General features: G+C 71.2%; 15 protein-coding genes. 14 read left to right on the top strand and 1 reads right to left on the bottom strand.

The window, feature by feature from the left end; all coding sequences use genetic code 11:
- The first annotated feature begins 4 nt into the window (after positions 1–4).
- The 14 genes from ACGFW5_RS09365 (at position 5) to ACGFW5_RS09430 (ending at position 22,671) form a co-directional block, all read left to right on the top strand.
- Positions 5–241: an MbtH family protein gene (locus tag ACGFW5_RS09365; RefSeq protein ID WP_393833572.1), complete on the top strand. Its 237-nt coding sequence runs from the start codon at positions 5–7 to the stop codon at positions 239–241.
- Complete coding sequence (locus ACGFW5_RS09370; RefSeq protein WP_393833573.1) at positions 238–8,646, top strand: amino acid adenylation domain-containing protein; 8,409 nt, start codon at positions 238–240, stop codon at positions 8,644–8,646. The genes ACGFW5_RS09365 and ACGFW5_RS09370 overlap by 4 nt, the downstream gene beginning before the upstream one ends.
- A gap of 24 nt (positions 8,647–8,670) precedes the next feature.
- Entirely contained in the window at positions 8,671–9,960 is a 1,290-nt protein-coding gene (locus ACGFW5_RS09375) for an MFS transporter (protein ID WP_393833574.1), read from the top strand.
- On the top strand, positions 9,957–10,679 hold the full coding sequence (locus ACGFW5_RS09380) for a YqcI/YcgG family protein (RefSeq protein WP_393833575.1): 723 nt from the start codon (positions 9,957–9,959) through the stop codon (positions 10,677–10,679). Before ACGFW5_RS09375 ends, ACGFW5_RS09380 begins: the two co-directional genes overlap by 4 nt.
- A 35-nt stretch (positions 10,680–10,714) precedes the next feature.
- A complete protein-coding gene (gene rsgA / locus ACGFW5_RS09385; RefSeq protein WP_393833576.1) occupies positions 10,715–11,872 on the top strand; it encodes a ribosome small subunit-dependent GTPase A in 1,158 nt (385 codons plus the stop codon).
- A gap of 120 nt (positions 11,873–11,992) precedes the next feature.
- The gene (gene gntD / locus ACGFW5_RS09390; protein ID WP_393833577.1) at positions 11,993–13,015 is read left to right on the top strand and encodes a guanitoxin biosynthesis L-enduracididine beta-hydroxylase GntD; all 1,023 of its coding nucleotides are present in this window, start codon (positions 11,993–11,995) and stop codon (positions 13,013–13,015) included.
- A gap of 8 nt (positions 13,016–13,023) precedes the next feature.
- The gene (locus ACGFW5_RS09395; RefSeq protein WP_393833578.1) at positions 13,024–14,316 is read left to right on the top strand and encodes a cation:proton antiporter; all 1,293 of its coding nucleotides are present in this window, start codon (positions 13,024–13,026) and stop codon (positions 14,314–14,316) included.
- A 2-nt stretch (positions 14,317–14,318) separates the two neighbouring features.
- A complete protein-coding gene (locus ACGFW5_RS09400) occupies positions 14,319–14,510 on the top strand; it encodes a hypothetical protein (protein WP_393833579.1) in 192 nt (63 codons plus the stop codon).
- 1,169 nt (positions 14,511–15,679) lie between these two features.
- The gene (locus ACGFW5_RS09405) at positions 15,680–16,624 is read left to right on the top strand and encodes an urease subunit gamma (RefSeq protein WP_393833580.1); all 945 of its coding nucleotides are present in this window, start codon (positions 15,680–15,682) and stop codon (positions 16,622–16,624) included.
- 2 nt (positions 16,625–16,626) lie between these two features.
- The gene (ureC, locus tag ACGFW5_RS09410; RefSeq protein ID WP_393833581.1) at positions 16,627–18,711 is read left to right on the top strand and encodes an urease subunit alpha; all 2,085 of its coding nucleotides are present in this window, start codon (positions 16,627–16,629) and stop codon (positions 18,709–18,711) included.
- A 99-nt stretch (positions 18,712–18,810) separates the two neighbouring features.
- Entirely contained in the window at positions 18,811–19,485 is a 675-nt protein-coding gene (locus tag ACGFW5_RS09415) for an urease accessory protein UreF (RefSeq protein ID WP_393833582.1), read from the top strand.
- A gap of 24 nt (positions 19,486–19,509) precedes the next feature.
- Complete coding sequence (gene ureG / locus ACGFW5_RS09420; RefSeq protein WP_393833583.1) at positions 19,510–20,205, top strand: urease accessory protein UreG; 696 nt, start codon at positions 19,510–19,512, stop codon at positions 20,203–20,205.
- Positions 20,202–21,149: an urease accessory protein UreD gene (locus tag ACGFW5_RS09425; RefSeq protein WP_393833584.1), complete on the top strand. Its 948-nt coding sequence runs from the start codon at positions 20,202–20,204 to the stop codon at positions 21,147–21,149. Before ureG ends, ACGFW5_RS09425 begins: the two co-directional genes overlap by 4 nt.
- Before the next feature lie 349 nt (positions 21,150–21,498).
- On the top strand, positions 21,499–22,671 hold the full coding sequence (locus ACGFW5_RS09430) for a glutamate--cysteine ligase (RefSeq protein WP_393833585.1): 1,173 nt from the start codon (positions 21,499–21,501) through the stop codon (positions 22,669–22,671).
- On the opposite strand, the gene ACGFW5_RS09435 is transcribed toward ACGFW5_RS09430, so the two are convergent.
- Positions 22,649–23,368 (bottom strand): 2OG-Fe dioxygenase family protein, encoded by a 720-nt coding sequence (locus ACGFW5_RS09435; protein ID WP_393833586.1) that lies wholly within the window; start codon positions 23,366–23,368, stop codon positions 22,649–22,651. The genes ACGFW5_RS09430 and ACGFW5_RS09435 overlap by 23 nt on opposite strands.
- Positions 23,369–23,643 lie beyond the last annotated feature (275 nt).

Raw genomic sequence — 23,643 nt, forward strand, 5'->3', positions numbered from 1 at the left:
CGTCATGAGCCGCAGCAGCACCAATCCGTTCGAGGACGAGTCGGCCCAGTACCGCGTCCTGCTCAACGCCCGGGGCCAGTACTCGCTGTGGCCCGCCCGCACCGCCGTGCCCGCCGGCTGGGACTGCGTGCACGGCCCCGACGCGCGGGCCGCCTGCGTGGCCCACATCGACGCGCACTGGACCGACCTGGCGCCCGCCGGCCCGGCCCGACCGGCACCGGAGAGGGAAACCGTCTCATGACCGTCCAACTGGAACACGCCGGCATCGACACGGGCGACGAGGCCGAGCCGGCGGTGCCCTGGCCGGGCGGCCTCGTCGCGCGGTTCGAGGAGCAGGCCGCCGCCACCCCCGACGCCCCCGCCCTGGTGGCGGGCGGGGCCACGCTCACCTACCGGGAGGTCAACGAGCGGGCCAACCGGATCGCGCACTGGCTCATCGACCTGGGCATCGGCCCCGGGGACACCGTCGCCGTCGCCCTGCCCTCCTCGCCCGCGCTGGTGTGCGGACTGCTCGGCACGCTCAAGTCGGGCGCCGCGTACCTGCCGTTGGACACCGGCTACCCGGCCGACCGGCTCGCCTACATGGTCGCCGACGCGGGCCCCTGCGCCCTGCTCGCCACCGCGGAGACCGACGCGGGGCTGGAGGGCGTCGACGCCTCCCTGACCCGGCTCCACCTGTCGGACGCGGGAGCCGTCGAACCGCACGGCCAGGAGCCGTCCGAAGGCCCCGTACCCGCCGACCCGATGGGCCGTCTCACCGGGCTCGACCAGGCCGCGTACACGATCTACACCTCCGGCTCGACCGGCCGCCCCAAGGGCGTGGTCGTCACCCACCGCTCACTCGCGAACTTCCTCGCCTTCATGGCCTCGCTGTGCGAAGTCGGCCCCGGCGACGTGGTGTTGTCCACCACCCCGGTCTCCTTCGACATCGCGGGGCTTGAGCTGTACCTGCCGCTGGCGGGCGGTGCCCTGCTGCACCTGGTGGAACGGGACGTCACCCTGGACGGCGTCGCGCTGCGCGCCCGGCTCGCCGCCGCCCGGCCCACTCTGGTCCAAGGCACCCCCGCCCTGTGGCAGTTGCTGCGCGAGGCCGGCTGGGACCCGCGGGAGGCGCCGGCCGGGACCCGGCTGCTGTGCGGCGGCGAGGCGCTGCCGCAGGACCTGGCCGACTTCCTGGCCGTGGACGGACACGCCGAGGTGTGGAACCTCTACGGACCCACCGAGACCACCATCTGGTCGCTGCTCTCCCCGGTGCGCCCCGGCGAACCCGTCTCCATCGGAACCCCCTTGTGGAACACGGGTGTTCACGTCCTCGACGAGCTGCTGGCGCCCGCCGCCCCGGGCGAGACCGGCGAGCTGTACCTGTCCGGCGACGGCCTGGCCCGCGGCTACCACCGCCGGCCCGCCCTCACCGCCGAGCGGTTCGTAGCCTGCCCGTTCGGCGCCCCGGGCGGCCGTATGTACCGCACCGGCGACCTCGTACGCCAACGCGCGGACAAGGCACTGGAGTTCGTCGGGCGGGTCGACGAACAGGTCAAGATCCGCGGCTACCGCGTCGAACTCGGCGAGATCGAGGAAGCCCTGCGCCGGCTCCCCGAGGTCGCGCAGGCCCGCGTGGTGGCAAGGGAGGAGACACCCGGGGTGTCCTACCTCGCGGGATACGTCGTCCCCGCCGCCGGTCATGCGCCCGAACCGGCCGCCCTGCGGGGCGCGTTGGGGACCTGGCTGCCCCCGTACATGGTCCCCGCCGGGGTCATGGTGCTCGACCGCTTCCCGCTCACCCCCGCCGGCAAGGTCGACCGCAAGGCCCTGCCGCCCCTCGACTTCTCCCGGTCCCCCTCCTTCGGGCGCGCCCCGGGGACCGAGCGGGAACGGGTCGTGGCCGCGCTCTTCTGCGAGGTGCTGGGCCTCGACGGCGTGGACGTCGACAGCGGCTTCTTCGACCTCGGCGGCAATTCCCTGCTCGCCACCCGCCTGGTGGCCCGCATCCGCGCCGAACTCGCTGCCGAACTCCCCATCCGCGCGGTCTTCGAGAACCCTACGGTCGCCGCCCTCGCCCGCCGCCTCGACGGCGCCGGCACGGCACGGCCCGCACCGCGCCGGATGGCCCGGCCCGAGCACATCCCGCTCTCCTACGCCCAGCAGCGCCTGTGGTTCCTGCACCGCCTTGAGGGCCCCAGCGCCACCTACAACCTGCCCATAGCCGTCCGCCTCACCGGCGAACCCGACCTTCCCGCCCTGCGTGCGGCCGTACGGCACCTGGTCGCCCGGCACGAGAGCCTGCGCACGTACTTCGCCGACGGGCCGCACGGCGCCGAGCAGGTCGTGGTGGCCGCCGAGCAGGCGCTTGTCGACCTCACTGTCCACGAGGTGAGCCCCGAGGAACTGCCCGCCGCCCTGGACCGGGCAGCGGGCCACCTCTTCGACCTGGCCGCCGAGATCCCGGCCCGCTTCGATCTGTTCCGCACCGGCGAGGACACCCACGTCCTGCTCCTGTGCATCCACCACATCGCCAGCGACGGCTGGTCCCTGGCCCCGCTGGTCCGAGACCTCTGCGACTCCTACACCACCCACCTCACCGCCGCGGGCGAGGAGCCCGGCCGCCCCGCTCCGGACGTGGGGTACGTCGACTACACGCTCTGGCAGCGGGACGTGCTCGGCTCGCCGGACGATCCGGACAGTGCCATGGCACGGCAGCTCGGCTACTGGCGGGAGAGGCTTGCGGGGGCGCCCGAACTGCTCGACCTGCCCGTCGACCGGCCCCGGCCGGCCGAGGCCGGCTACCGGGGCGACGTCGTGCCCTTCGATGTGCCGGCCGAGCTGACCGACCGGCTGCTCGACCTCGCCCGACAGGAGCGGGTCAGCCTCTTCATGGTCCTCCAGGCCGCCCTCGCCACCCTGCTGACCAAGCTCGGCGCGGGCACCGACATTCCGCTCGGCAGCCCGCTGGCCGGCCGCGCCGACAGTGCCCTCGACGACCTCGTCGGCTTCTTCGTCAACACCCTGGTGCTGCGCACCGACACCTCCGGCAACCCTTCCTTCACCGGCCTCCTGGACCGCGTCAGGGCCTCCAACCTCGCCGCCTACGACCACCAGGACCTGCCCTTCGAGTACCTGGTGGAAGTCCTCAACCCGGCCCGTACGACCAGCCACCACCCGCTCTTCCAGGTGATGCTGGTGCTGCAGAACAACGTGGCCCCCGACTGGCATCTGCCCGGCCTCACCGCCGAGCACGAGACGGTGCCCACCCACACCTCCAAGTTCGACCTGACCTTCGAACTCACCGAGCGTTTCGACGCGTCGGGCCGGCCCGACGGCCTGCACGGCGAGGTCGAGTACGCCACCGACCTGTTCGACCCGGCCACCGCCGCCGCGTTCGCCGAACGGCTGCTGCGCGTCCTGGAGGCCGTCGCCGACGACCCGGGCCGGTCCCTGGACTCCGTGGACGTCCTCGGCGAGCACGAGCGCGCCCTGATCCTCGGCGACTGGAACGACACCGCCGTCGACCTCCCCGACGCCACCTACCCCGACCTGCTCGCCGCGCAGGTCGCCCGCACCCCGGACGCCGTGGCCCTCATCCACGAGGACACCGAGCTCACCTTCGCCGAACTCGACCGCCGCTCCAGCCGCGTCGCCCACTGGCTGATCGCCCAGGGCGTGGGCCGCGACGACGTGGTCGGGCTCTCGCTGCGCCGCTCCCCGGACCTGCTCTGCGCCCTTCTCGGCATCCTCAAGGCCGGCGGCGTCTATCTGCCGCTCGACCCGGACTACCCGCCCGAGCGGCTCGGCTTCATGATCGAGGACACCCGCCCCGCCCTCCTGCTCACCACGGGCGAGGTCGCCGCCCGGCTGCCCGAGAGCGCCCGCGGGGTCCCCCGCCTGACGTTCGACGACCCGGCCGCCCGCGCCGCCCTCGCCCGGATGCCCGCCACCGCACCCACGGACGCGGACCGCCGCGCTCGGCTGCGCCTGGACGACCTCGCCTACGTCATCTACACCTCCGGCTCGACCGGCCGCCCCAAGGGCGTCGCCGTCACCCACCGGGGCATCCCCAATCTGGCCCGCGGCTACCTGAACCGCTTCCTCCTCGACGGCTCCTCGCGCTTCCTGCAGTTCTCCTCGATCAACTTCGACCCCACGTTCTGCGAGATGTGCTGCACCCTGCTCGGCGGCGCGGCGGTGATCCTCGCGTCGCCCGACGAACTGCTCTCCCCGGACCGGCAGCGCGCACTCGTCGCCCGCCACCGCCCCACCCACATCACCTTCTCGCCGACCATCCTCGGCGGCATGGCCGAGGACGCCCTCGCCCATGTGGGCAACCTGATGGTCGCAGGCGAGGCCTGCCCGCCCGCGCTCGCCGCCAAGTGGTCCCGCGGCCGTCGCATGATCAACGCGTACGGGCCGACCGAGGCCACCGTCGACGCCCTGTACTGGGAGTGCGGCAGCGCCGGCGAGGGCTACGAGGACGACTCCGTCCCGGTCGGCCGCCCGCTGCCCAACACCCGCGTGCACATCCTGGACGCGGCCCTGCGCCCGGTCGCCCCCGGCGTCGTGGGCGAGCTCTACATCAGCGGTGCCGGACTCGCGCGCGGCTACCTCAACCGGCCGGGACTGACCGCGGAACGCTTCGTGGCCTGCCCGTTCGGCCCCGAGGGCGCCCGGATGTACCGCACCGGCGACCTCGCACGCTGGCGGCCCGGCGGAGTCGTCGACTACGTGGGCCGCGCCGACGACCAGGTCAAGATCCGCGGAATGCGCGTGGAGCCCGGCGAGATCGAGGCGGTCCTCGACGCCCACGCGGGCGTCGCCCAGTCCGTGGTCGTCGTCCGCGAGGACACCCCCGGCCACCAGCAGCTCATCGGCTACGTCGTGCCCGACACCACCGCGGGCGGGCCCGACGGCGCCGACGACATCGAGCACGTCGACAAGTGGCAGGAGATCCACGAACAGGGCTACAGCGAACAGGAGGACCTGGGCGGGGAGGGCGACTTCACCGGCTGGAACAGCAGCTACGACAACCAGCCCATCCCCCTCGACCACATGCGGGAGTGGCAGGCCGCCACGGTCGACCGCATCCTGGAACTGGCCCCGCGCCGGGTCCTTGAGATCGGCGTCGGCTCCGGGCTGATCCTCTACCAGGTCGCCCCGCACGTGGACGCGTACAGCGGAATCGACTTCTCGCCCTCGCTGATCCAGACCCTCGGCGCGGGTGTCGACCGCACCGACCTGCGCGACCGGGTGACCCTGCACAGCCTCGCCGCCCACGAGGTCGGCGAACTCGCCGGGACCTCGTACGACACGATCGTCGTCAACTCGGTGGCGCAGTACTTCCCCAGCGTCCGGTACCTGATCGACGTACTGAGGGCGGCCATGGAGCTGCTGGAGCCCGGCGGCCGGATCTTCCTCGGCGACATCCGCAACCCGCGGCTGCTGCGCGCCTTCCTCACCGCGATCACCCTGCACGGCGGCGCGCACGCGGGCGAAACCCTCGCCGCGGTCCGGGACATGGTGTCCCACCAGGGCGACCTGGAGAGCGAACTCCTGCTCGACCCGGCCTTCTTCGCCCGTATCGGCGAGGCCGTCCCCGGGGTGGCGGGCGTCGACATCCGCCTCAAACGAGGCCTGCTGAGCAACGAGCTCACCGATTACCGTTATGAGGTGGTGGTGCACAAGCAGGGGGCCCGGCCGCTGTCGCTGGCCGGGGCGCGCAGGACCGTGTGGTCCGAGGCCACGGGCCTCGACGCCGTGCGCGCCGAACTCGCGCAGGGACGGCCCGGGTTGCTGCGCGTCACCGGCATCCCCAACCGCCGGGTGGCCGCCGAGGTGGCCCTCGCCCGGCGCGTGGCCTGCGGCGCGGCGACGCTCGTACGGGACGCCGACACCCACCCCCGCACCCGTCCCGGCGTCTGCCCCGAGGAGCTGGCCGACTTCGCCGCGGAGCTGGGCTACACGGTGCACACCACGTGGACCGGCGCGCCGGGGGAGTCCGAGGACTGCTTCGACGCGGTGTTCCTGGCCCCGCAGGAGGCGGCGCGGGCGGCACGGTCGGGCCTCGCGGACGTCTACGCGGCCGCGGACGCCGCCGGTCTCCCGCTCCACCAGCTCGGCAACGACCCCCAGGCCGTGGACCACGCACGCCGGCTGGGCCAGGAGCTGCGGCGGCACGCGGCCCGGCGCCTGCCCGACCACATGATTCCCGCGGCCGTCGTCGTCCTCGACCGCCTGCCGCTCACCCCCAACGGCAAACTCGACACCCGCAGCCTTCCCGCGCCGGACTTCACCTCCCGCGCGATACGCCCGCCACGGACCCCTCAGGAGGTCACCCTGGCAGGCCTGTTCGCGGAGGTGCTCGGTCTGGAGGCGGTCGGTGTGGACGACCGCTTCTTCGACCTCGGCGGCGACAGCATCCGCTCCATCCAGCTGGTCAGCCGGGCCCGCGCGGAGGGCTTCCTGATCAGCCCCCGTGATGTCTTCCGCGACCAGACGGTCGAGGCGCTTGTCGCCCGCGCCGCCGATGCCGCCGAGGCCCACGACCCGACGGCGGTGGCCGTCGGCGAACTGGACGACTGGCTCAGGATTCTGGAGACCCCGGACCCGGCCTACCCGCGGCTCACCGACGCCGCAGACCTGGATGCCGCGGGCCCGGACGCCGAGGGCCCCGCTGCCGAGGGCCGGGGTCTGCTGGAGCGTACGGTCACCGGAGCTCTCGCCGAGGCCCTGACCGGCCACCTCCCGGTGATGTTCCGCTGCGGCCCCGAGCACATCGCGCTCGCCGCGCTCGCGCCCGCGCTCATCGAGTGGCGCCTCACCCGCGTCGCCGACGTCCGCTCGGCGCTGCGCATCGACATCGCCACCGGCGCGGGCGGGGCCGTGCACCCGGTGCGGCTCACCCCGGGCCTCGCGGACCTCGGCAAGGCCCTGGCCGACCCCAAGTCGCTGGCCCGCGTGGTCAAGCGGGTCAAGGAGCAGATCCGTTCGGTACCGTGCGGCGGCGTCAACCTCCCGGCCCTGAAGGCCGGTTCGGAGACCGGCCCGCACCTCGCCCGGTACGACGACGCCCAGGCCCTGTTCCGTTTCCTGCCGGCGCAGTCCGCCGACGAGCACGCGGACGCGGCCGGCGGTCACGTCCTCGCCGTGGACGTGTGCCCCGCCGCCGACGGCGCGTCCGTCACCGTCCGCTGGCACTGGGACCGCAGCCGGTTCGACGTGGCCGCGATCGGCGCGCTCGCCGACCGCTGGGCCGAACTCCTGTCCGGCCTCGGCGGCCTCACCGCACACCCGGAACTCGGCGGCCTGACCCCCTCCGACGTCGGCCTGGTCGCACTCAAGCAGTCCGCGCTCAACGCCCTCGAATCCGCCCACCCGGGCCTGACGGACGTACTGCCGGTCACCCCGCTCCAGCAGGGCCTCGTCCTGCACTCGGACGGGCTGCCCGAGGGGCCGGACCCGTACCAGGGCCAGAGCCTCTTCGACCTGGACGGGCCGCTGGACGCCGGACGCCTGCGGGAGGCCGTGCGCGTCCTGCTGATGCGGCACGACAACCTCCGCGCCGGCTTTGCCCACCGCGGCCTGGAGACACCCGTGCAGGTGGTCGCGGACCGGGTGCAGGTGCCGTGGAGCGAGCACGACCTGTCCGGGCTGACGCCCGCCGGGCAGGAGGAGCGGGAGGCGGCCGTCCTCGCCGAGGACAAGGCGCTCCGCTTCGACCTCACCGCCCCGCCACTGCTGCGCTTCAGCCTGCTGCGGTACTCCGCCACCCGGCACCGGCTGCTCGTCGCCGATCACCACATCCTCCTCGACGGCTGGTCCACCCCCCTGGTCTGGGACGAGCTGTTCGCCCTCTACCGGGGTGAGGACCCCGGGCCGGTCACCCCCTTCCGTGACTACCTGGCCTGGCTGGCCCGGCAGGACCGGACGGCGGCCGCCGAGGCCTGGCGCGGTTTCCTCGCCGGGGCGCCCATACCGACCAGGGTCGGTGGCGGCGAACCCGAGCCCGGTGTGCTGCCGTACACCACGGACCTGCTGCTCTCCAAGGAGCTCACCGCCTCCCTGGTGCGCGGCGCGGCCCGCGCCTCGGTCACCCTCAACACCGCGCTGCAAACCGCCTGGGGCCTGCTCCTTGGCCGTCTCACCGGCCGCGACGACGTGCTGTTCGGCACGACCGTCTCGGAGCGCCCGGCGGAGATCGCCGGCATCGAGGACATGGTCGGCCTGCTGATCAACACCGTGCCCGCGCGGGTGCGCCGCGTCCCCGGCGAGCCGGCCACGGCGACCGTGGCACGGGTGCAGGAGGAGCAGCTGGAGATGTACCCGCACCGGCACCTGGGCCTGAGCGAGGTGCAGCGGATGATCGGATCCGGCGAACTCTTCGACACGTACTACGTGTTCCAGAACTACCCGGACTCGCCGGACCGGGACGGCGGGGCCGAAGGGCCCGACGCGCTGCGCGTCACCGAGCGCACGCAGAGCGCCAAGGGCGTCTCGCACTACCCGTTGGGCATCACCGTGATGCCGGGCGAGCGGATCGAGGTCATTTTCGGCCACCACCCCGGGCTCTTCGACGAGGCCCGGATCGAGGAGATCAAGAAGTCCTTCGTGGACGTCCTCGAAACGCTCGCGGCGGACCTCCGACAGCACCACCACTGACACACAACCACGGAAAGGCCTCTCATGAAGGATTTGCTGACGATGGTGCGAGGCCTGCCGCCCGCCGTTCGCATCCTGCTGCTGTGCGCCACGGCCCGCTCACTGAGCTTCTTCGCCATCCTGGCCTACATGCCGATCTTCCTGCACGACTCGGTCGGCATGAACGGCGCGACCATCGGCTACGTCCTGGGCGCCTGCCTCCTGGTGGGGACCGTCGCCAGCGTCTACGGCGGCTATCTCGCCGACCGGTTCACCAAGCTGGACCTGATGATCGCCCTGGACGGCGTGCTCGTCCTCGTCTACCTCGCGCTGCCGGCCGTCCACCAGCCGATCGCGGTGCTGGCCATGCTCCTGGTGGCGAACACCGCCTCCTCCTCCATGGGCGTCACCGCCAACGCGCTGCTCGCCGAACTGGTGCCCGCGGAGCACCGGGCGAAGGTGTTCTCGTTGCGGTACTCGCTACAGAACATCGGCGCCGCCGTGGGCCCGTTCCTTGGCGTTGCGTCCGTCGCCGCGAGCAGTGGCGGGCCGTTCCTGCTGGCGGCGGCCGTCATCGTCGCCGCGCTCCTCCCGCTGATCGTCTTCCGCCGCCACTTCGTGGTCTCCACGGCGAAGGAGCCCGCGGAGCCGGAGAGTTCCGCGGACTCCTCGGCCGCGTCGGACTCGGACAAGTCCGCGGAGTCCTTCCGCGCGGTGCTGAAGGTGATGCGGGGCGACCGCGCGCTGACGTGGTTCACCCTGGGCGGCATCTTCAGCATCGTGGTCTACGGCCCGCTGCTGACCTTCATGTCCCAGTACCTGGTCCTGGTGGAGAGCCGCGACACCGCCTACCAGCTGGTCGCCTACATCTCGGCGGCCAACGCGATCGTGGTGATCTCCACCCAGTACCTGGTGGGCAGCCGGCTCAAGGACAACACCCTGATGCGCTGGCTGACCTGGGGCACCGGCGCCTTCGTGGTCGGCCTGGTCGCCATGTCGCTGTCGACCCAGGCGGGGCTGCTGGTCGCCGCCGTCGCCCTGTTCACCCTCGGCGAGGTGATCGTGGTGCCCGCCGAGTACATGTTCATCGACTCCATCGCACCGGACGGGCTGCGCGGCAGCTACTTCGGCGCCCAGAACCTCGTCCACGTCGGGGTGGCGGTCGGCCCGGTCGTCTGCGGTTTCCTGCTCCAGCACTTCGCCCCGGCGGTCATGTTCTACACGCTCGTCGCCATCGTGATCGCCGGCTGGTGGTTCTACGTCATCGGCTGCCGGGCGGCGGCATCGGCCGTGCCCGCCAACGCACAAGCCGGGAAGGCAGTGAGTGAAGTATGAGTTTCGCCGAGATCGCCGAGCGTACCTACTGCCCGTTCGCCCGGGCACCGAAAATGGGGCCGCCCGCCACCATCAGGACCGGAGAATTCGAAAAGGAACTGCACGAGCACAGGGACGTCATCGCGGAATTCTTCCGCACCGCCCGGGAGAAGGCGTACGACGGCATGGTCATCACCTTCGAGGACCCCTCGGCCGGAAACACCCTGGACGCCCTGGTCGACCTCACCCGCCGTTTCTACACGACCCTCGATGAGCTCTACCCGAGCGTCTACATCCAGGACGACCCCCACCCCGACGAGACGTGGTACGCGATGATCGAGGGGGAGCAGTTCTTCGTGGTCTCCTTCGCGCCCTGCTACCCGGAGCACTCGCCCCGCCACACCCACGGCGACCCGCGCACCTACGTCCTGCTCCAGCCCGCCAGCACCTTCGAACGGAACGCGGCGGCCATCGACCGGCGCCGGGAACGCATCCACCGCGCCTTCACCGCCGCCGGCAAGCCGTACGACGCCGAGCTGGCGAACGTACGCAACGACATGTTCAAGGCGGTCATGCCCATCGACCCGATCGACCAGCACATCCCCTGGTGGGACGAGTCCTGGCGGGACCCGCGGCAGTGGGGAGAGGGCGCCGGAACGGCCGTAAAGGACAGGCGGCCGGGCACCGACAAGGCGCAGGATGGAGGGGACGGGGCCGAAGCGCCGCGCCCGGCCGCCTGAGGACGCCCGTAGAACATCCCTAGGGAGCAACGCAGTTGACCAGTGACACCCCGGCGCCGGACCGCACCCCGCAGCCGGCCCCCGATCCGCTCACGGCCTACGGCTGGGACGCGGGGTGGGCCGCCGTGTTCGCCCCGTACGCCGCCGATGGGCTGGCGCCGGGACGGGTCGCCCGCGTGGACCGCGGCCGGTGCGAGGTGGTGCTGGCGGTCGGGCCGGCCGACGCCGGCCCGGACGGCACGGTCATCGTGCACGCCGACACCCGGCCCGCCCGCACCGGCGGGGACCCGGGTGCCGTCATGTGCACCGGCGACTGGGCCGCGGTGGAACCGGACACGCCCGGCGGGCCCGTGGTGCGGGCGCTGCTGCCGCGCCGTACCCGGTTCCTGCGCTCCACCTCCTCGGCGCGGTCCGAGGGGCAGGTGCTCGCGGCCAACACCGACCACGCCGTCGTGGTCGTGTCGCTCGCCGTCGAGCTCGACCTCGGCCGTCTGGAGCGGTTCCTGTCGCTCGCCTGGTCCAGCGGCTCCCGCCCGCTGGTCGCGCTCACCAAGACCGACCTGGTGCCCGACAGCACCCATCTGGTGCACGACGTCGAGGCGGCCGCGCCCGGCGTTCCCGTGCTGCCCGTCAGCGCCGTCACCGGCGAGGGGGTGCAGGCGCTCGCCGCCGAACTCGCCGGTGGCACCGCCGTGTTGCTCGGCCAGTCCGGTGTCGGCAAGTCGACGCTCGTCAACGCGCTGCTCGGCGCCGAGGTGCAGACCAGTGGCGCGGTGCGCGGCAACGACGGCAAGGGCCGGCACACCACCACCGCCCGCGAGCTGCTGCCGCTGCCCGGCGGCGGACTCATCGTCGACACCCCGGGCCTGCGCGGCGTCGGCCTCTGGGAGGCCGACGAGGGCTTGTCCCAGGTGTTCGCCGAGATCGAGGAGCTGGCGGCCCACTGCCGCTTCCACGACTGCGAGCACCACGCCGAACCGGGCTGCGCGGTCCTCGCCGCAGTGGACGACGGCACCCTCTCGCACCGCCGCTTCGAGAGCTACCGCAAGCTGCTGCGGGAGAGCGCCTGGATCGCCTCCCGCACCGACGCCCGGCTGCGCGCCGAGCGGGCCCGGGAATGGCGGCGGCGCGAGGCGGCGGGCCGGGAGATGTACGAGCGAAAGCGTGGCAAAGGCCACCGCAAGGCCTTCTGAAGTGGCCACTTGAAGCCACGGCACTTTGCTGCCGGACGCAACGTCTTGAGACGGGTTCCGGGCACTGGCACATTGTTTTGGTGTCAGCCTGCGTTTCCCTTCTTCGGAGAGGCGTCTTTCGTGTCCGAATACCCTGGCGTACTGACCTATGACCTGTCTTTCGAAGAGACGGTTCGCCTGGAAATGGTGATCGTCAAATTGCAGGAAACCGGATGTGATCCCGGGGAGTCCGAGTTCCACGACCGGGTCTGGGAATTCATCCCGCGCGTCCCGATCGGGCTCAGGCGTTTCCTTGAGGACTTCCGGCGTGAGGACCCGGCCGCCGCCATCCTGATCCGCGGCTTCCCCGTCGACGACGACGCGGTGGGCCCGACCCCCGGCACCTGGGCCGCCGCCGCGGCCTCCCGCCGCTCGCACCGGGAGCAGCTGTTCCTCGCGCTGATCGCCAAGTGCCTGGGGGAGGTGTTCAGCTGGCCCACCCTGCAGGCCGGCCGGATGATCCACCACGTGCTGCCGATCGCCGGCGACGAGAGCGAACAGAGCGGCCACGGCAGCGACGTCCTGCTGGAGTGGCACACCGAGGACGGCTTCCACCCCGCCCGCTGCGACTACCTGGCCCTGTTCGGGGTGCGCAACCACGACCGGGTGCCGACGACGCTCTCCTCCGTGCGGGACGTGCGGATATCGGAGGAGAGCCGCAGGGCGCTGTTCGAGCCGCGCTTCCACATCCTCCCCGACGACGAGCACCTGCGGCAGCTCGCCGCCCAGCAGCCCGACCACTCGGGCCTCGCCCGGATGCGCGCCATGCGCGAGACGCCCGAGCCGGTCGCCGTGCTCTTCGGCGCCGCCGACTCGCCCTATCTGCGCATCGACCCGTTCTTCATGCGCTGCGTCGAGGGCGACACCGGCGCCGAACAGGCGTTGAAGGAACTGGTGGTGGAGCTGGAGCGGGTCCAGCAGGACGTCGTCGTCGAGGCGGGCACCCTGCTCGTCGTCGACAACTACCTCGCCGTGCACGGCCGTAGGGCCTTCACCGCCCGCTACGACGGCACGGACCGCTGGCTGCAGAAGGCCATCGTCACCCGTGACCTGCGCAAGTCGCGCGCCACCCGTGACTCGGCTGCCGCCCGCGTCGTGATCTGAGGAGCCCGATGTCCGCGCACAACGCCCTGCCGCCGGAGGCGGTCGTCCTCGCCGACCTGGCGGTCATCCTGACGGTGGGTGCCACACTCGTCCATCTCGTACGCCGACTGCGGCAGCCCCCCGTGGTGGTGGAGATCGCCGCCGGACTGATGCTCGGCCCCAGCCTGCTCGGCCTGCTGCCGGGGAACCTGCCCGCGCGTTTCTTCCCGGCCGAAGCCCGGCCGGCCCTCTCCGTCCTGGCCCAACTCGGCCTCGCCCTCTTCATGTTCCTGGCGGGCTGGGAGCTCGACCCGCGCAGACTGCGCGGCCGGGGCCGGGCGGTGGGCACCATCTCCGTCCTGGCCATGGCGGTGCCGTTCGTCCTCGGTGGCGGGGCGGCCGCGCTCCTGCACGATTCGCAGGCCCCCAAGGGCGTCGGCACCGGCATGTTCGCGCTCTTCATGGCCACTGCGTTCTCGATCACCGCGTTCCCGGTCCTCACCCGCATCATCCGGGACCGCGGGCTCACCCGGACCCATGTCGGGGTGCTGGCCATGGCCTGCGCGGCGGCCGGCGACGTGGTCGCCTGGTGTGTGCTGGTCCTGGTGGTGGCCCTCGCGGACGCCCGCGGCCCCGGCGGTTTCGCCGCCGTCATCGCCTACACCGTGGCCTACGGCGCCGCGATGATCTTCGTCGTACGGCCCCTCCTGCGCCGGCTGCTGCGGAACTCCGCCGCCTGGAGGAGTGGGGGCACGCCGCTCGCCCTGATCGTCTCCGGCGTACTCCTGTCCTCCTACGCGACGTCCTGGATCGGCGTGCACGGCATATTCGGGGCGTTCGCCTTCGGCCTGGTCATGCCGCGCGGCGAGAGCGCCCTTGAGGAGCGGATCGCGCAGCCGCTGGAGCGGGCCTCCGCCCTGCTCCTGCCCGCCTTCTTCGCCCTCACCGGCCTGTCCACGAACATCAACGGCCTCGGACGTTCCGGCTTCGAAGTCCTCGCCCTCGTCCTCGTCGTGGCCGTGGCCGGCAAGTTCGCGGGGGCGGCCGTACCGGCCCGGCTGACCGGGATCGGCTGGCGGGAGGCCGCGGTGTTCGGCACGCTGATGAACACCCGGGGCCTCACGGAGATCGTCATCCTCGGCATCGGCCTCCAACTCGGCCTGATCGGCGCCCAGTTGTTCACCGTCATGGTCCTGATGGCGCTGGTCACCACCGCCATGGCGGGCCCGCTGCTCACCTGTTTCGGCCGCGGCACCGAAGCGGCGCACGTACCGTCCCGCGCACCCGCGGTCCCCGAACTCACCCCGTCGAAAGGACAGTGACGATGGCTCGCATCCCCAGTCTCGGCTACCACGAGAGCCGCGACGGCTCCGTGATGATCACCCGTGGTTGCAGCCCCGTACGCAGAGTCGCCGGCGCGGACGCCTCCGCACTCCTCGCCGAACTGACGGAGGAGGACGCCCAGGAAACCCTGGCCCGCTGGGCGGCGACGCCCCCCTCCCGCATGGCCGCCTGACGCCCCCTTCCCGCTTCCCCCTTCCCGCTCCCTCCGACCCCCGAGCCCACGGACCGGCTCGGGGGTCGGGCACGTCGACGGAAGGACCTGAGGTGACCGGCCGCCGGCATGAGCGGAACGAAGCCCGCTGGGGCACCTGGTCGTGGCAGCTCTGTGCAACTGTGGGTGCCCACCCGATGGGCCACAAGGAAACGGTCGCCGTCTTTGCGGCCGGCGCTGATGTGAAGCCCGACGGCAACATTGGCGTTTTCCGGTGGACACCTCGCGAACCCGGTTGCCTGTGGCGCGTGGCCGATGGGCGACTTCACCCGCGAGGCCCGGCCGGGCTTCGGCCGCCGGGGGCGATACCACCTCTGTTCATCTCGGCAAGGGGGCCGGTTGGTGCCCTTCGCGGAACAAGGAAGGTGGCATCGTCCTCCAGCCGTCCCTGGTGGTGGTCCATGACGTTGTGCATGAGGCGGCGAAGGGTCTCGTCGACGGGGAGGTTGTCGGCGTGGTGGCGGATGATGTCCCGCTCTTTCACCATGACTCGTTCCACGTGAGCGTCGGACCACAAGCGGGACCGCGCACCGACAAACGCGTGCCGCCGCCCGTCGGTGGACACCCTCCTGGGGCCGCCTCGAAGCACCGGTGACGTGCCGAACCGGACGAGGATCCATCGCGTCGTTCACGCCGTCGCGCACCTTGGCCCACCGCCGCATGGTGTCCTGGCGGGCACTGTGCGCCCCGTACCGGCCCGGTGTACCAGCCCCGGACCCACGGCTCCGGTGATGCGGAAGGGCAGTCAGAGGCCGACAGGGGACGGCCCGGGGCCCGTCGCCGGCTGGGCCAGGTCCGTCGCAGGTCCCGGCGACGACGGCTCGGCTCCCTTGCCTCACGGCCAGGTAGCTGTGGCGAGGCAGGGCCGGCGGGGGAGTGGGCTCCGCCCCCGCGCCCGTCTGCCGGGTCTCATGTACCGACACATTGGTTGTGAAGGGCACTGCGTGACCCTGCGGAGTGACGACGCCGATTCACTTCACCGATCTTGGTTCACTCGATAGGCGACTGGAAGGGCTGCCTCCGTTTCCTTTTCTGTCGCGCTCGTTGGAGCAGTGTGCGGCGTTCGCGGCAGTCCCCTCGCATGCGTTCGCCACACACGTCACGCCGGAACCACAGGAAGGAGGCACCGTATGCATCTGACGCCGCATGAGCAGGAGCGTCTCATGATTCGTCTCGCGGCCGATCTGGTCGAGCGACGCCTCATTCGGGAGCCCACTCTTGAGCTGAATTACCCGGAAGTCATGGCGCTGTTCTCCGCCTACGTCCTGGAGGAGGCGCGCCACGGCACCAAGACGGTCGCTGAGCTCATGGATACCAGTCTGAGCGACGTGGCAGAGGCAATCGAACAGCGCCACACGGACCTCAGGAACCCCCTCGCTTTGCCGAAGACGACGAACATTCCGGGGACGACGACCAAGGCGGCCACGCAGACGACGCTGGGTTCGCCAACCGCGGCATCCCCGGCGGCGACCACGGCGCCCAGGCCGACCATCAACCTCATGCCGGGCGTGCGGGAAATGATCGGCGATGTGCAGATCGAGGCGACGTTCAAGGACGGCACCAAGCTGGTGACCATCCCGCAGCCGTTCGGAGAAGACAAGGCGCTGGTGTACCCGGGCCAGTACGAACTCCTCAAGGATGACGACGACCGGGACCGGCCGCCTTACAGCCCGAACCGGGTGTCGTACAACCTGGACCCGAGCGGCAACTTCCCTGGCGGGGACAAGCTGTGGGCGCGAAACAGCGCGGATCGCCCGATCCAGGTGGGCTCCCACTTCCACTTGGAAGACGTCAACCCGCAGCTCGGCTTCTACACGGACGTGAATGGCCGGGCGTCCTCCACGCCGGCTGTCATGACGGGCAAGCGGCTGCACATCGCAGCCGGTACGTCGGAGCGGTTCGAGCCCGGCGCCGAGCGTGAGGTGTGGGTGGTGCCCATCCGGGGGCTGGGACAGGTGAAGGGCCTCAAGGCCGGCAAGACCGGCCCGAATTGGACAGCCTTGGCCTCATCGAGCGGGACGGCCCCGGCCTCGTCCGGCGGAACGGCCCCGGCCTCATCGAACGGGACGGTGTGACGATGGGTACTCCCCCCAACCAGCGAGCCTCCGTGGTCGCTTCGCAGCCGCCGGGTCCGAGTTTCACCGTTCGCCCCCCGGTGCCGCTGAAGCGGGAGGACTACGCCACGCTGTACGGTCCGACGACCGGTGACAAGGTCCGCCTTGCCGACACCGACCTCGTCGTCGAGATCGAGGAGGACTGGTGCGGCGGGCCGGGGCGCAGTGGCGACGAGATGCTGTTCGGTGGCGGCAAGGTCATGCGCGAGTCGATGGGCATGTCGCACCGTGCACGGGACAACGACCCCGACACGCAGCCGGGCGAAGAACCGATGGACACGGTGATCACCGGTGCGCTGATCATTGACCACTGGGGCGTGGTGAAGGCGGACGTCGGCCTGCGCGGCGGGGTGATCAAAGCCATCGGCCAGGCGTACAACCCGGAAACGATGTCGCCGAAGGCTCAGACTTCGACCCGGCCGTATGCCTCGAACTTTGTGGTGGGGCCGGACACCGAGGCGATCTCCGGGAACGGAAAGATCCTCACCGCCGGTGGCATCGACACCCATGTGCATTTCCTGGGGCCTGGGCAGATCCACGAGGCACTCGCATCGGGTGTGACCACGCTCATCGGTGGTGGTACCGGTCCCGCGGACGGCAGCAGGGCCACCACGATGACGCCGGGCTGGTGGCACCTGGAGCAGACCTTCAAGGCGCTGGACGCCTATCCGGTCAACATCGGCCTGTTCGCCAAGGGCGGCACGATCAACCACAAGGCGCTGGAAGCGCAGATCGAGGCCGGCGCCATCGGCATCAAGGTCCACGAGGACTGGGGAGCCACCCCCGCGGCCATCAGGACGGCGCTGGATGTCTGTGACACCCACGGTGCTCAAGTCGCCCTGCACGCCGACTCGATGAACGAGTCCGGGTTCGTCGAGGACACGTTCGAGGCGACCAAGGGCACCGATGACAAGCCCCGGAGCATCCACGTCTTCCATGTCGAAGGCGCCGGCGGCGGCCACGCACCGGACATCATGAAGCTGGCCGGAAAGGAAACGCTCCGCCCGGGCGTGATCAGGAAGTACACGAATGTGCTGCCCGCGTCGACCAACCCGACCCGGCCCCTGACGGTCAACACCGTTGCTGAGCACATGTACATGATGGTCGTCTGCCATCATCTCAACCTCAAGGTCGAGGCGGACGAGGCGTACGCGGACTCGCGTATCCGGCCCTCCACCATGGCCGCCGAGGACCTGCTGCATGACATGGGTGCCATCTCGATGATGTCGTCCGACTCGCAGGCGATGGGGCGTATCGGCGAGATGGTCACGCGGACCTGGCAGACCGCACACGTCATGAAGAAGCGCCACGGCCCCCTGCCGGAAGACGCCGCCCACGGCAGCGACAACTTCCGCGTCAAGCGTTACATCGCCAAGTACACGATCAACCCGGCCATCGCTCACGGCATCGACAAGTACGTCGGCTCCATCGAGGTCCCGGCCCCCGGCGCAGGTGAGCTCAAGGTCGCGGATCTGGTGCTGTGGGAGCCGAAGTTCTTCGGCGTCAAGCCACACATGATCATCAAGGGCGGGCAGATCGCCTACGCGCAGCTCGGTGACGCGAACGCGTCGATCCCGACCCCGCAGCCGTACCTGCCCCGCCCGGTGTGGGGATCGTGCGGCACGGCTCCGGGAGGCAACTCCTTCAACTTCGTCGTGCCCAAGGCCAACGACATCAAGAAGGACTACGCGCTGACCAAGGACGTGAAGGTGATCACGTCCACGCGCGGTGTGACCAAGGTGGACATGATCCACAACGATGTGTCACCGGAGATCACGATCGACCCCTCCAAGTTCCAGATCACCATCGGTGAGGGTGGCGGAACGTACTCGCGCTCGCCCGGAACGAAGGCAGGCGATGTCCCGCCCAACGCGCCGGGCGCGCACCGGGGCACGACCAGGGATGCCGTCGCCGAGGTGGAAGGCGACCTGATGTTCGACGCCAAAAACCATCCGACCCCGGCCGCGGCGCCGGCCAAGAGCCCGCCCCAGGGCGATGGTCTCTACGAGACCGAACTGCCGATGGCACAGAAGTACTTCCTCTTCTGAGCGCGGCAGCCGGCCCGGCGGCCCACCGCCGCCGGGCCGGCTGCCCGGCAAGTCCGTCCATCCGACCTCCGTACCTGCGAAAGGCAGGCCACCGCTCCCATGAGCCATGCCGCTCTGCTCATTCTGGCCGACGGCCGCTTTCCCGCCGGCGGGCACGCCCACTCCGGGGGTGTGGAGGCCGCGGTCGCCTCACGCGGCGTCCACGACGCCGCGAGCCTGGAGGCGTTCTGCCGGGGCCGCCTGCACACCGCCGGGCTGTCCGCGGCCGGCCTCGCCGCCGCGGCCGCCACCGGATACGACCCGATGGCGCTGGACGAGGCCGCCGACGCCCGCACCCCCGTCCCCGCGCTGCGGCAGGTCGCCCGCAAGCTGGGCCGACAGATGCTGCGTGCCGCCCACGCCGCCTGGCCCTGCCCCGAACTCGACCAGCTCGCCCGCCGTCTGCCGCAGGGCGCACACCAGCCCGTGGTCCTGGGCGTCGCCGCCCGCGCCGCGGGCCTGACCCCGCTCGATGCCGCCCAGTGCGCCGCGTACGAGAGCGTCGGCGGACCGGCAACGGCGGCAGTGCGTCTGCTGAGCCTCAACCCGTTCGACGCGACCGCCCTGCTCGCCCGGCTCGCCGGCGAACTCGACGACGTCGCCCACGCCGCCGCCGAAGCGGCAGCGCGGATCGATGCGGAAGGCGTCGGGGTGCTGCCTGCCGCGTCCTCGCCGCTGCTTGACATCACCGGCGAACAGCACGCCGCCTGGCCCCAGCGGCTCTTCGCTTCCTGACCCCCACACCGTTCGGAGAACGCCATGCACCTCGACCACGACACGACCCTGCCGCACCACCACACTCCCAGCGCCGAGGCACTGCGTCCCGACGGTGGCCGTCGCGCACTGCGCATCGGCCTCGGCGGGCCCGTCGGGTCCGGCAAGACCGCCACCGTCGCCGCACTGTGCCGCGCCCTGCGCGACCGGCTGTCGATCGCGGTCGTCACCAACGACATCTACACCCGCGAGGACGCCGAGTTCCTGCTCCGCGAAGCCGTACTGCCGCCCGAGCGCATCACCGCCGTCGAGACCGGCGCCTGCCCGCACACCGCGATCCGCGACGACATCTCCGCCAACCTCGAAGCGGTCGAACAGCTGGAGGAGACGCTGCCCGCCCTGGATCTGATCCTCATCGAGTCCGGTGGCGACAACCTCACCGCCACCTTCTCCAAGGGCCTCATCGACCATCAGGTGTTCGTCATCGACGTCTCCAGCGGTGACGACATCCCCCGCAAGGGCGGCCCCGGCATCACCACTGCGGACCTCCTCGTCGTCAACAAGACCGACCTCGCTCCGTACGTCGGCGCGGACCTGGAGACCATGGCCGCCGACGCGAGCAAGCAACGCGGCGACCTCCCCGTCGTCTTCACCAGCCTGGCTTCGGACGACGGTATCCAGCCGATCGTCGACTGGGTCAACGGCTGCCTGTCCCAGTGGTGTGCCGAGGTCGCCGTATGACAGCCGCCGCACCACGTACGCGACCGGCATCCACGACGGAACAGCCCACGCCGGCGCCGGTCGTCGCAGGAAGCGAGACGGACAGCGGGCGGACGGACGAGGCGCCCGGCGTCGGGTGGGCGCACGCGACGGACCCCGAACTCTCCGGAGTCGAGGCCACCGCCTTCATCAGGGCGGCCCACGACGGCTCCGCCACCACCGTCCCCGTCCGGCGCAACGGCGGTCCCTTCCACCTGAACCAGAAACGATCCCACGGCGGGTGGGCCCGGATCAGCGTGCTCAGCTCGATGTGCGCACCTCTCGGCGGAGACCGACTCGCCCTCGACATCACCGTCGAGGAACACGCCAAGCTGGAGGTGACCACGTCGGCCGCCACCATCGCGCTGCCCGGCGCCACCGCCGCGCCCGCCACCTACGACGTCCGTCTTGCCGTCGCCGACCAGGCCATGCTGACGTGGCTGCCGAAACCCCTGATCAGTACCCAGGGCAGCACCCTCCACCAGACCTGCACCGTCGACCTCGCACCGACCGCCGCCGTCATCGTGCGCGAAGAGCAACTTCTCGGCCGCATCCCCGAACCCCCCGGCCACCTCACCACCCGCCTGACCGTGCATCGGGACGGCCGGCCCGTCCTTGACCAGCATGCCTCCTATGGCGGGACGGCACCTGCCTGGGACGGTCCCGCCGTACTCGGCGGATACCGCGCAACTGGTCAACTCCTCGTCGTCGATCCCTGTCTGGCCACCGACCACCCGCCGGTCCTCTTCGGCGACGATCCCGGCAGGGGCCACGCCGTTCTCACCCCACTCGCCCGGCACCCCGCCTATCTGGCCACCGCCGCCGGCCGCGGCCTGCACGACATTGGTGAACTTCTGGACGCAGCACTTGAGCACATCCGGAACATGGGGACCGGACCACAGAGCGAACCACAGGTCCGTACATAGTCCGGGCGGCAGGTGCGCCCGGCTGTCGACGGCGGCCACGAGGTCCGCGGCGGAGTGGGCCTACCACTCGTCCGGGCCGACGAGGCCGGCCTTCCGGTGGTCCATCAAACAGGGGCCAGCACTGCGGTGCTGACGGGGTGGCGTACCTGTGCAGTGACCGACGGCTGGGCGGCAACCTTCTGGTCGGCCGCGACCACGCCCGGCCGCAGGCATCGCTGGGGCGTCCTGCGCAGCGACGAGGACGGGTAAGCGGCTGATGGCGGCGAAGGACCGTGGGTCCCGGTCGTTGCACGGTCAATGGATTCCGGGTGCGGGCGACACGGCGGAGGACTTCCGTAATGCTGGGCCCATGGCAATCGAGCGTTGTCCCGCTTCTCCCGGTACGGACCCCGGCAGCATCCCCACGATCGGCGTCGAGGAGGAGTTCTTTCTCGTCGACCCCCGTACCCGTTCCGTCGTTTCCGGCGGGCCCGCGGTGACGGCGCGTGCCCGAGCCGAGGTCGGAGACCTCGCGGAGGGGGAGTTCGCCCAGTGTCAGGTCGAGGGGCGCACCCCACCGTGCCGGACAGCGGGCGAGCTGCGCCGGGCGCTGCGGCGGGTGCGGGAGGCGCTCGTGTCGGCGGCGGACGCTGAAGGCTACGCACTGTGCGCCTCCGGGACCCCGGTGCTGGGCGACGCAAGCGCGGCGCGAGTGGGCAGTCATCCGCGCTACCAGGCCGGCCGGGACCAGTACCGCGCCATGATGGACGACTTCACCATCAGCGCGCTCCATGTGCACGTCCACCTCCCCGACCGTGAACTCGCCGTCCTTACCGGCAACCACGTACGGCCATGGTTGCCGTTCTTCATCGCGCTGAGCGCCAACTCGCCGTTCCATCAGGGGCGTGACACCGGTTATGCGAGCTGGCGCTCGGTCATCAGGAGCCGTTTTCCGTGTCTGGGGCCGCCTCCGTACGCGCAGTCGCTGCGGGAGCATGACCGGCTGGCGCAGGTGATCGCCGATACGGAGGCGATGCTGGAACCCGACATGCCTTTTTGGGACCTGCGGCCCAATCCGAACTGGCCCACGCTGGAGATCCGGTCCATGGACGTGCTCCAGGACGTCGACGACACCGTTGCCGTCGCCGTGCTGCTGCGCGCCTTGGTCGTCACCGCCGCGGAGCAGGCTGTGGGCGGCGACCCAGGCCCTCGCTGGAGCGGCGAGGTACTGAGGGCGGCCTGCTGGCGTGCCGCCCGTGACGGGTGGGACGGCGGCGGTTTCGACGCGTTGACAGGCCAGGTGAAACAGATGCCTGGCGTCGCGGCAGCCCTTGTGGAACACGTGCGGCCGGTGCTGGAGCGGCACGGGGACCTGAGTGAGGTCACGACGCTCTTCGCGCGCATGGCGGCCCGCGGTGACGGGGCGCGGCGTCAGCGGGCGTGGAACAAGCGCGAGGGCGGCCCGACCGCGGTGGTGGACCGGCTCGTCCTGAGGACGGCCGGCGGCTCGCACGCGCGTGTCAACGAGGAGAGAGAGTCGTGACCAGAACGTCCCGGACAGCGGGGAGGTCGGTGACCGACGGGCGGATGGACGATACGCCGTGCAAAGTGGAGCGGTCGTCACTGAGGAGGAGCGAGCCCGGCTCACTGAGCGTCGTGCTCATCAACTCGTCTCCGTCCGTGTCGTACACCGTGCTCGTCCCTCCCAGCGCGTTTTCCCGGCCGATCAGCAAGGACGTCACCAGGGTGACCCCGTCACGGTGACAGCCCTCGGGGGCGGGTTCGCCCAGCTGGCCGGCCCGTGCCACCACCCTGAACGGATGCACTTTGACGCTCCATTCGTCCACGTCGTCAAGCCGCGCGGCGACTCGGCCGAGCATGCGGATCAGGGAAGTCAGCATCGGCTCAGCCATGAAAGATTCCGTCAGGGGCTCAAAATGGCGGTCCGTGGCCACGTACAGCGGATTACTGTCCTCCGGCTGGAGGAACGCGACGTGGGGCATCGCTGTGAGCTTTCCCTGTCGCGTCAGGCAGAAGTGTCCATAACGCCGCAGACGTCGCGTGCCCTGCTGGGCGGCGTACGCATCCGGGGCCAGTTCTCCCCAATGCGCGGCAAACCTTCCCCATGACTCCTCACCCACACCGAGGCAGCGAGACAGACGGTCCGGCGTCATCAGATATGAGCCCTGCGAGACGACAGCCCGCCCCGCTTCCGCAAGGAGGACGTCAGCGCGGTCCATGGCCGCACGGCTGGGCCCGCTGCTTCGCGATCGGCCTTGCAGGGCCGAGGAGGCACTTCCACGTCGTTCGTCCATGTCCCCATACTCCGGGCCCGTCCGGCACCGCGCATCCGCTGCATCACACCATCGGCGCCTTTCGGTTGTCGCACGCACCGCGGAGCCCCCTGCGCCTCGGTATCGAACCCGTGGTTCGTAGCGCGTAGCACGGCCCTCGGGCTGCCGGTGACTTCGTGCGCGAACATTTGGAGGCCGACGAACGGCGGCTGCCGTTCACC

The organism is Streptomyces sp. NPDC048416, from assembly GCF_043200435.1.
Lineage (GTDB): Bacteria > Actinomycetota > Actinomycetes > Streptomycetales > Streptomycetaceae > Streptomyces.

Bases quoted from the DNA above. Each gene is read 5' to 3' on its own strand.
- ACGFW5_RS09370 (WP_393833573.1), top strand. From the start codon at position 238: ATGACCGTCCAACTGGAACACGCCGGCATCGACACGGGCGACGAGGCC.
- ureC (WP_393833581.1), top strand. From the start codon at position 16,627: ATGGGTACTCCCCCCAACCAGCGAGCCTCCGTGGTCGCTTCGCAGCCG.
- ACGFW5_RS09395 (WP_393833578.1), top strand. From the start codon at position 13,024: ATGTCCGCGCACAACGCCCTGCCGCCGGAGGCGGTCGTCCTCGCCGAC.
- ACGFW5_RS09365 (WP_393833572.1), top strand. From the start codon at position 5: ATGAGCCGCAGCAGCACCAATCCGTTCGAGGACGAGTCGGCCCAGTAC.
- ACGFW5_RS09435 (WP_393833586.1), bottom strand. From the start codon at position 23,368: ATGGACCGCGCTGACGTCCTCCTTGCGGAAGCGGGGCGGGCTGTCGTC.
- ACGFW5_RS09425 (WP_393833584.1), top strand. From the start codon at position 20,202: ATGACAGCCGCCGCACCACGTACGCGACCGGCATCCACGACGGAACAG.
- ACGFW5_RS09430 (WP_393833585.1), top strand. From the start codon at position 21,499: ATGGCAATCGAGCGTTGTCCCGCTTCTCCCGGTACGGACCCCGGCAGC.
- ACGFW5_RS09380 (WP_393833575.1), top strand. From the start codon at position 9,957: ATGAGTTTCGCCGAGATCGCCGAGCGTACCTACTGCCCGTTCGCCCGG.
- ACGFW5_RS09405 (WP_393833580.1), top strand. From the start codon at position 15,680: ATGCATCTGACGCCGCATGAGCAGGAGCGTCTCATGATTCGTCTCGCG.
- ACGFW5_RS09400 (WP_393833579.1), top strand. From the start codon at position 14,319: ATGGCTCGCATCCCCAGTCTCGGCTACCACGAGAGCCGCGACGGCTCC.
- ureG (WP_393833583.1), top strand. From the start codon at position 19,510: ATGCACCTCGACCACGACACGACCCTGCCGCACCACCACACTCCCAGC.
- ACGFW5_RS09375 (WP_393833574.1), top strand. From the start codon at position 8,671: ATGAAGGATTTGCTGACGATGGTGCGAGGCCTGCCGCCCGCCGTTCGC.
- ACGFW5_RS09415 (WP_393833582.1), top strand. From the start codon at position 18,811: ATGAGCCATGCCGCTCTGCTCATTCTGGCCGACGGCCGCTTTCCCGCC.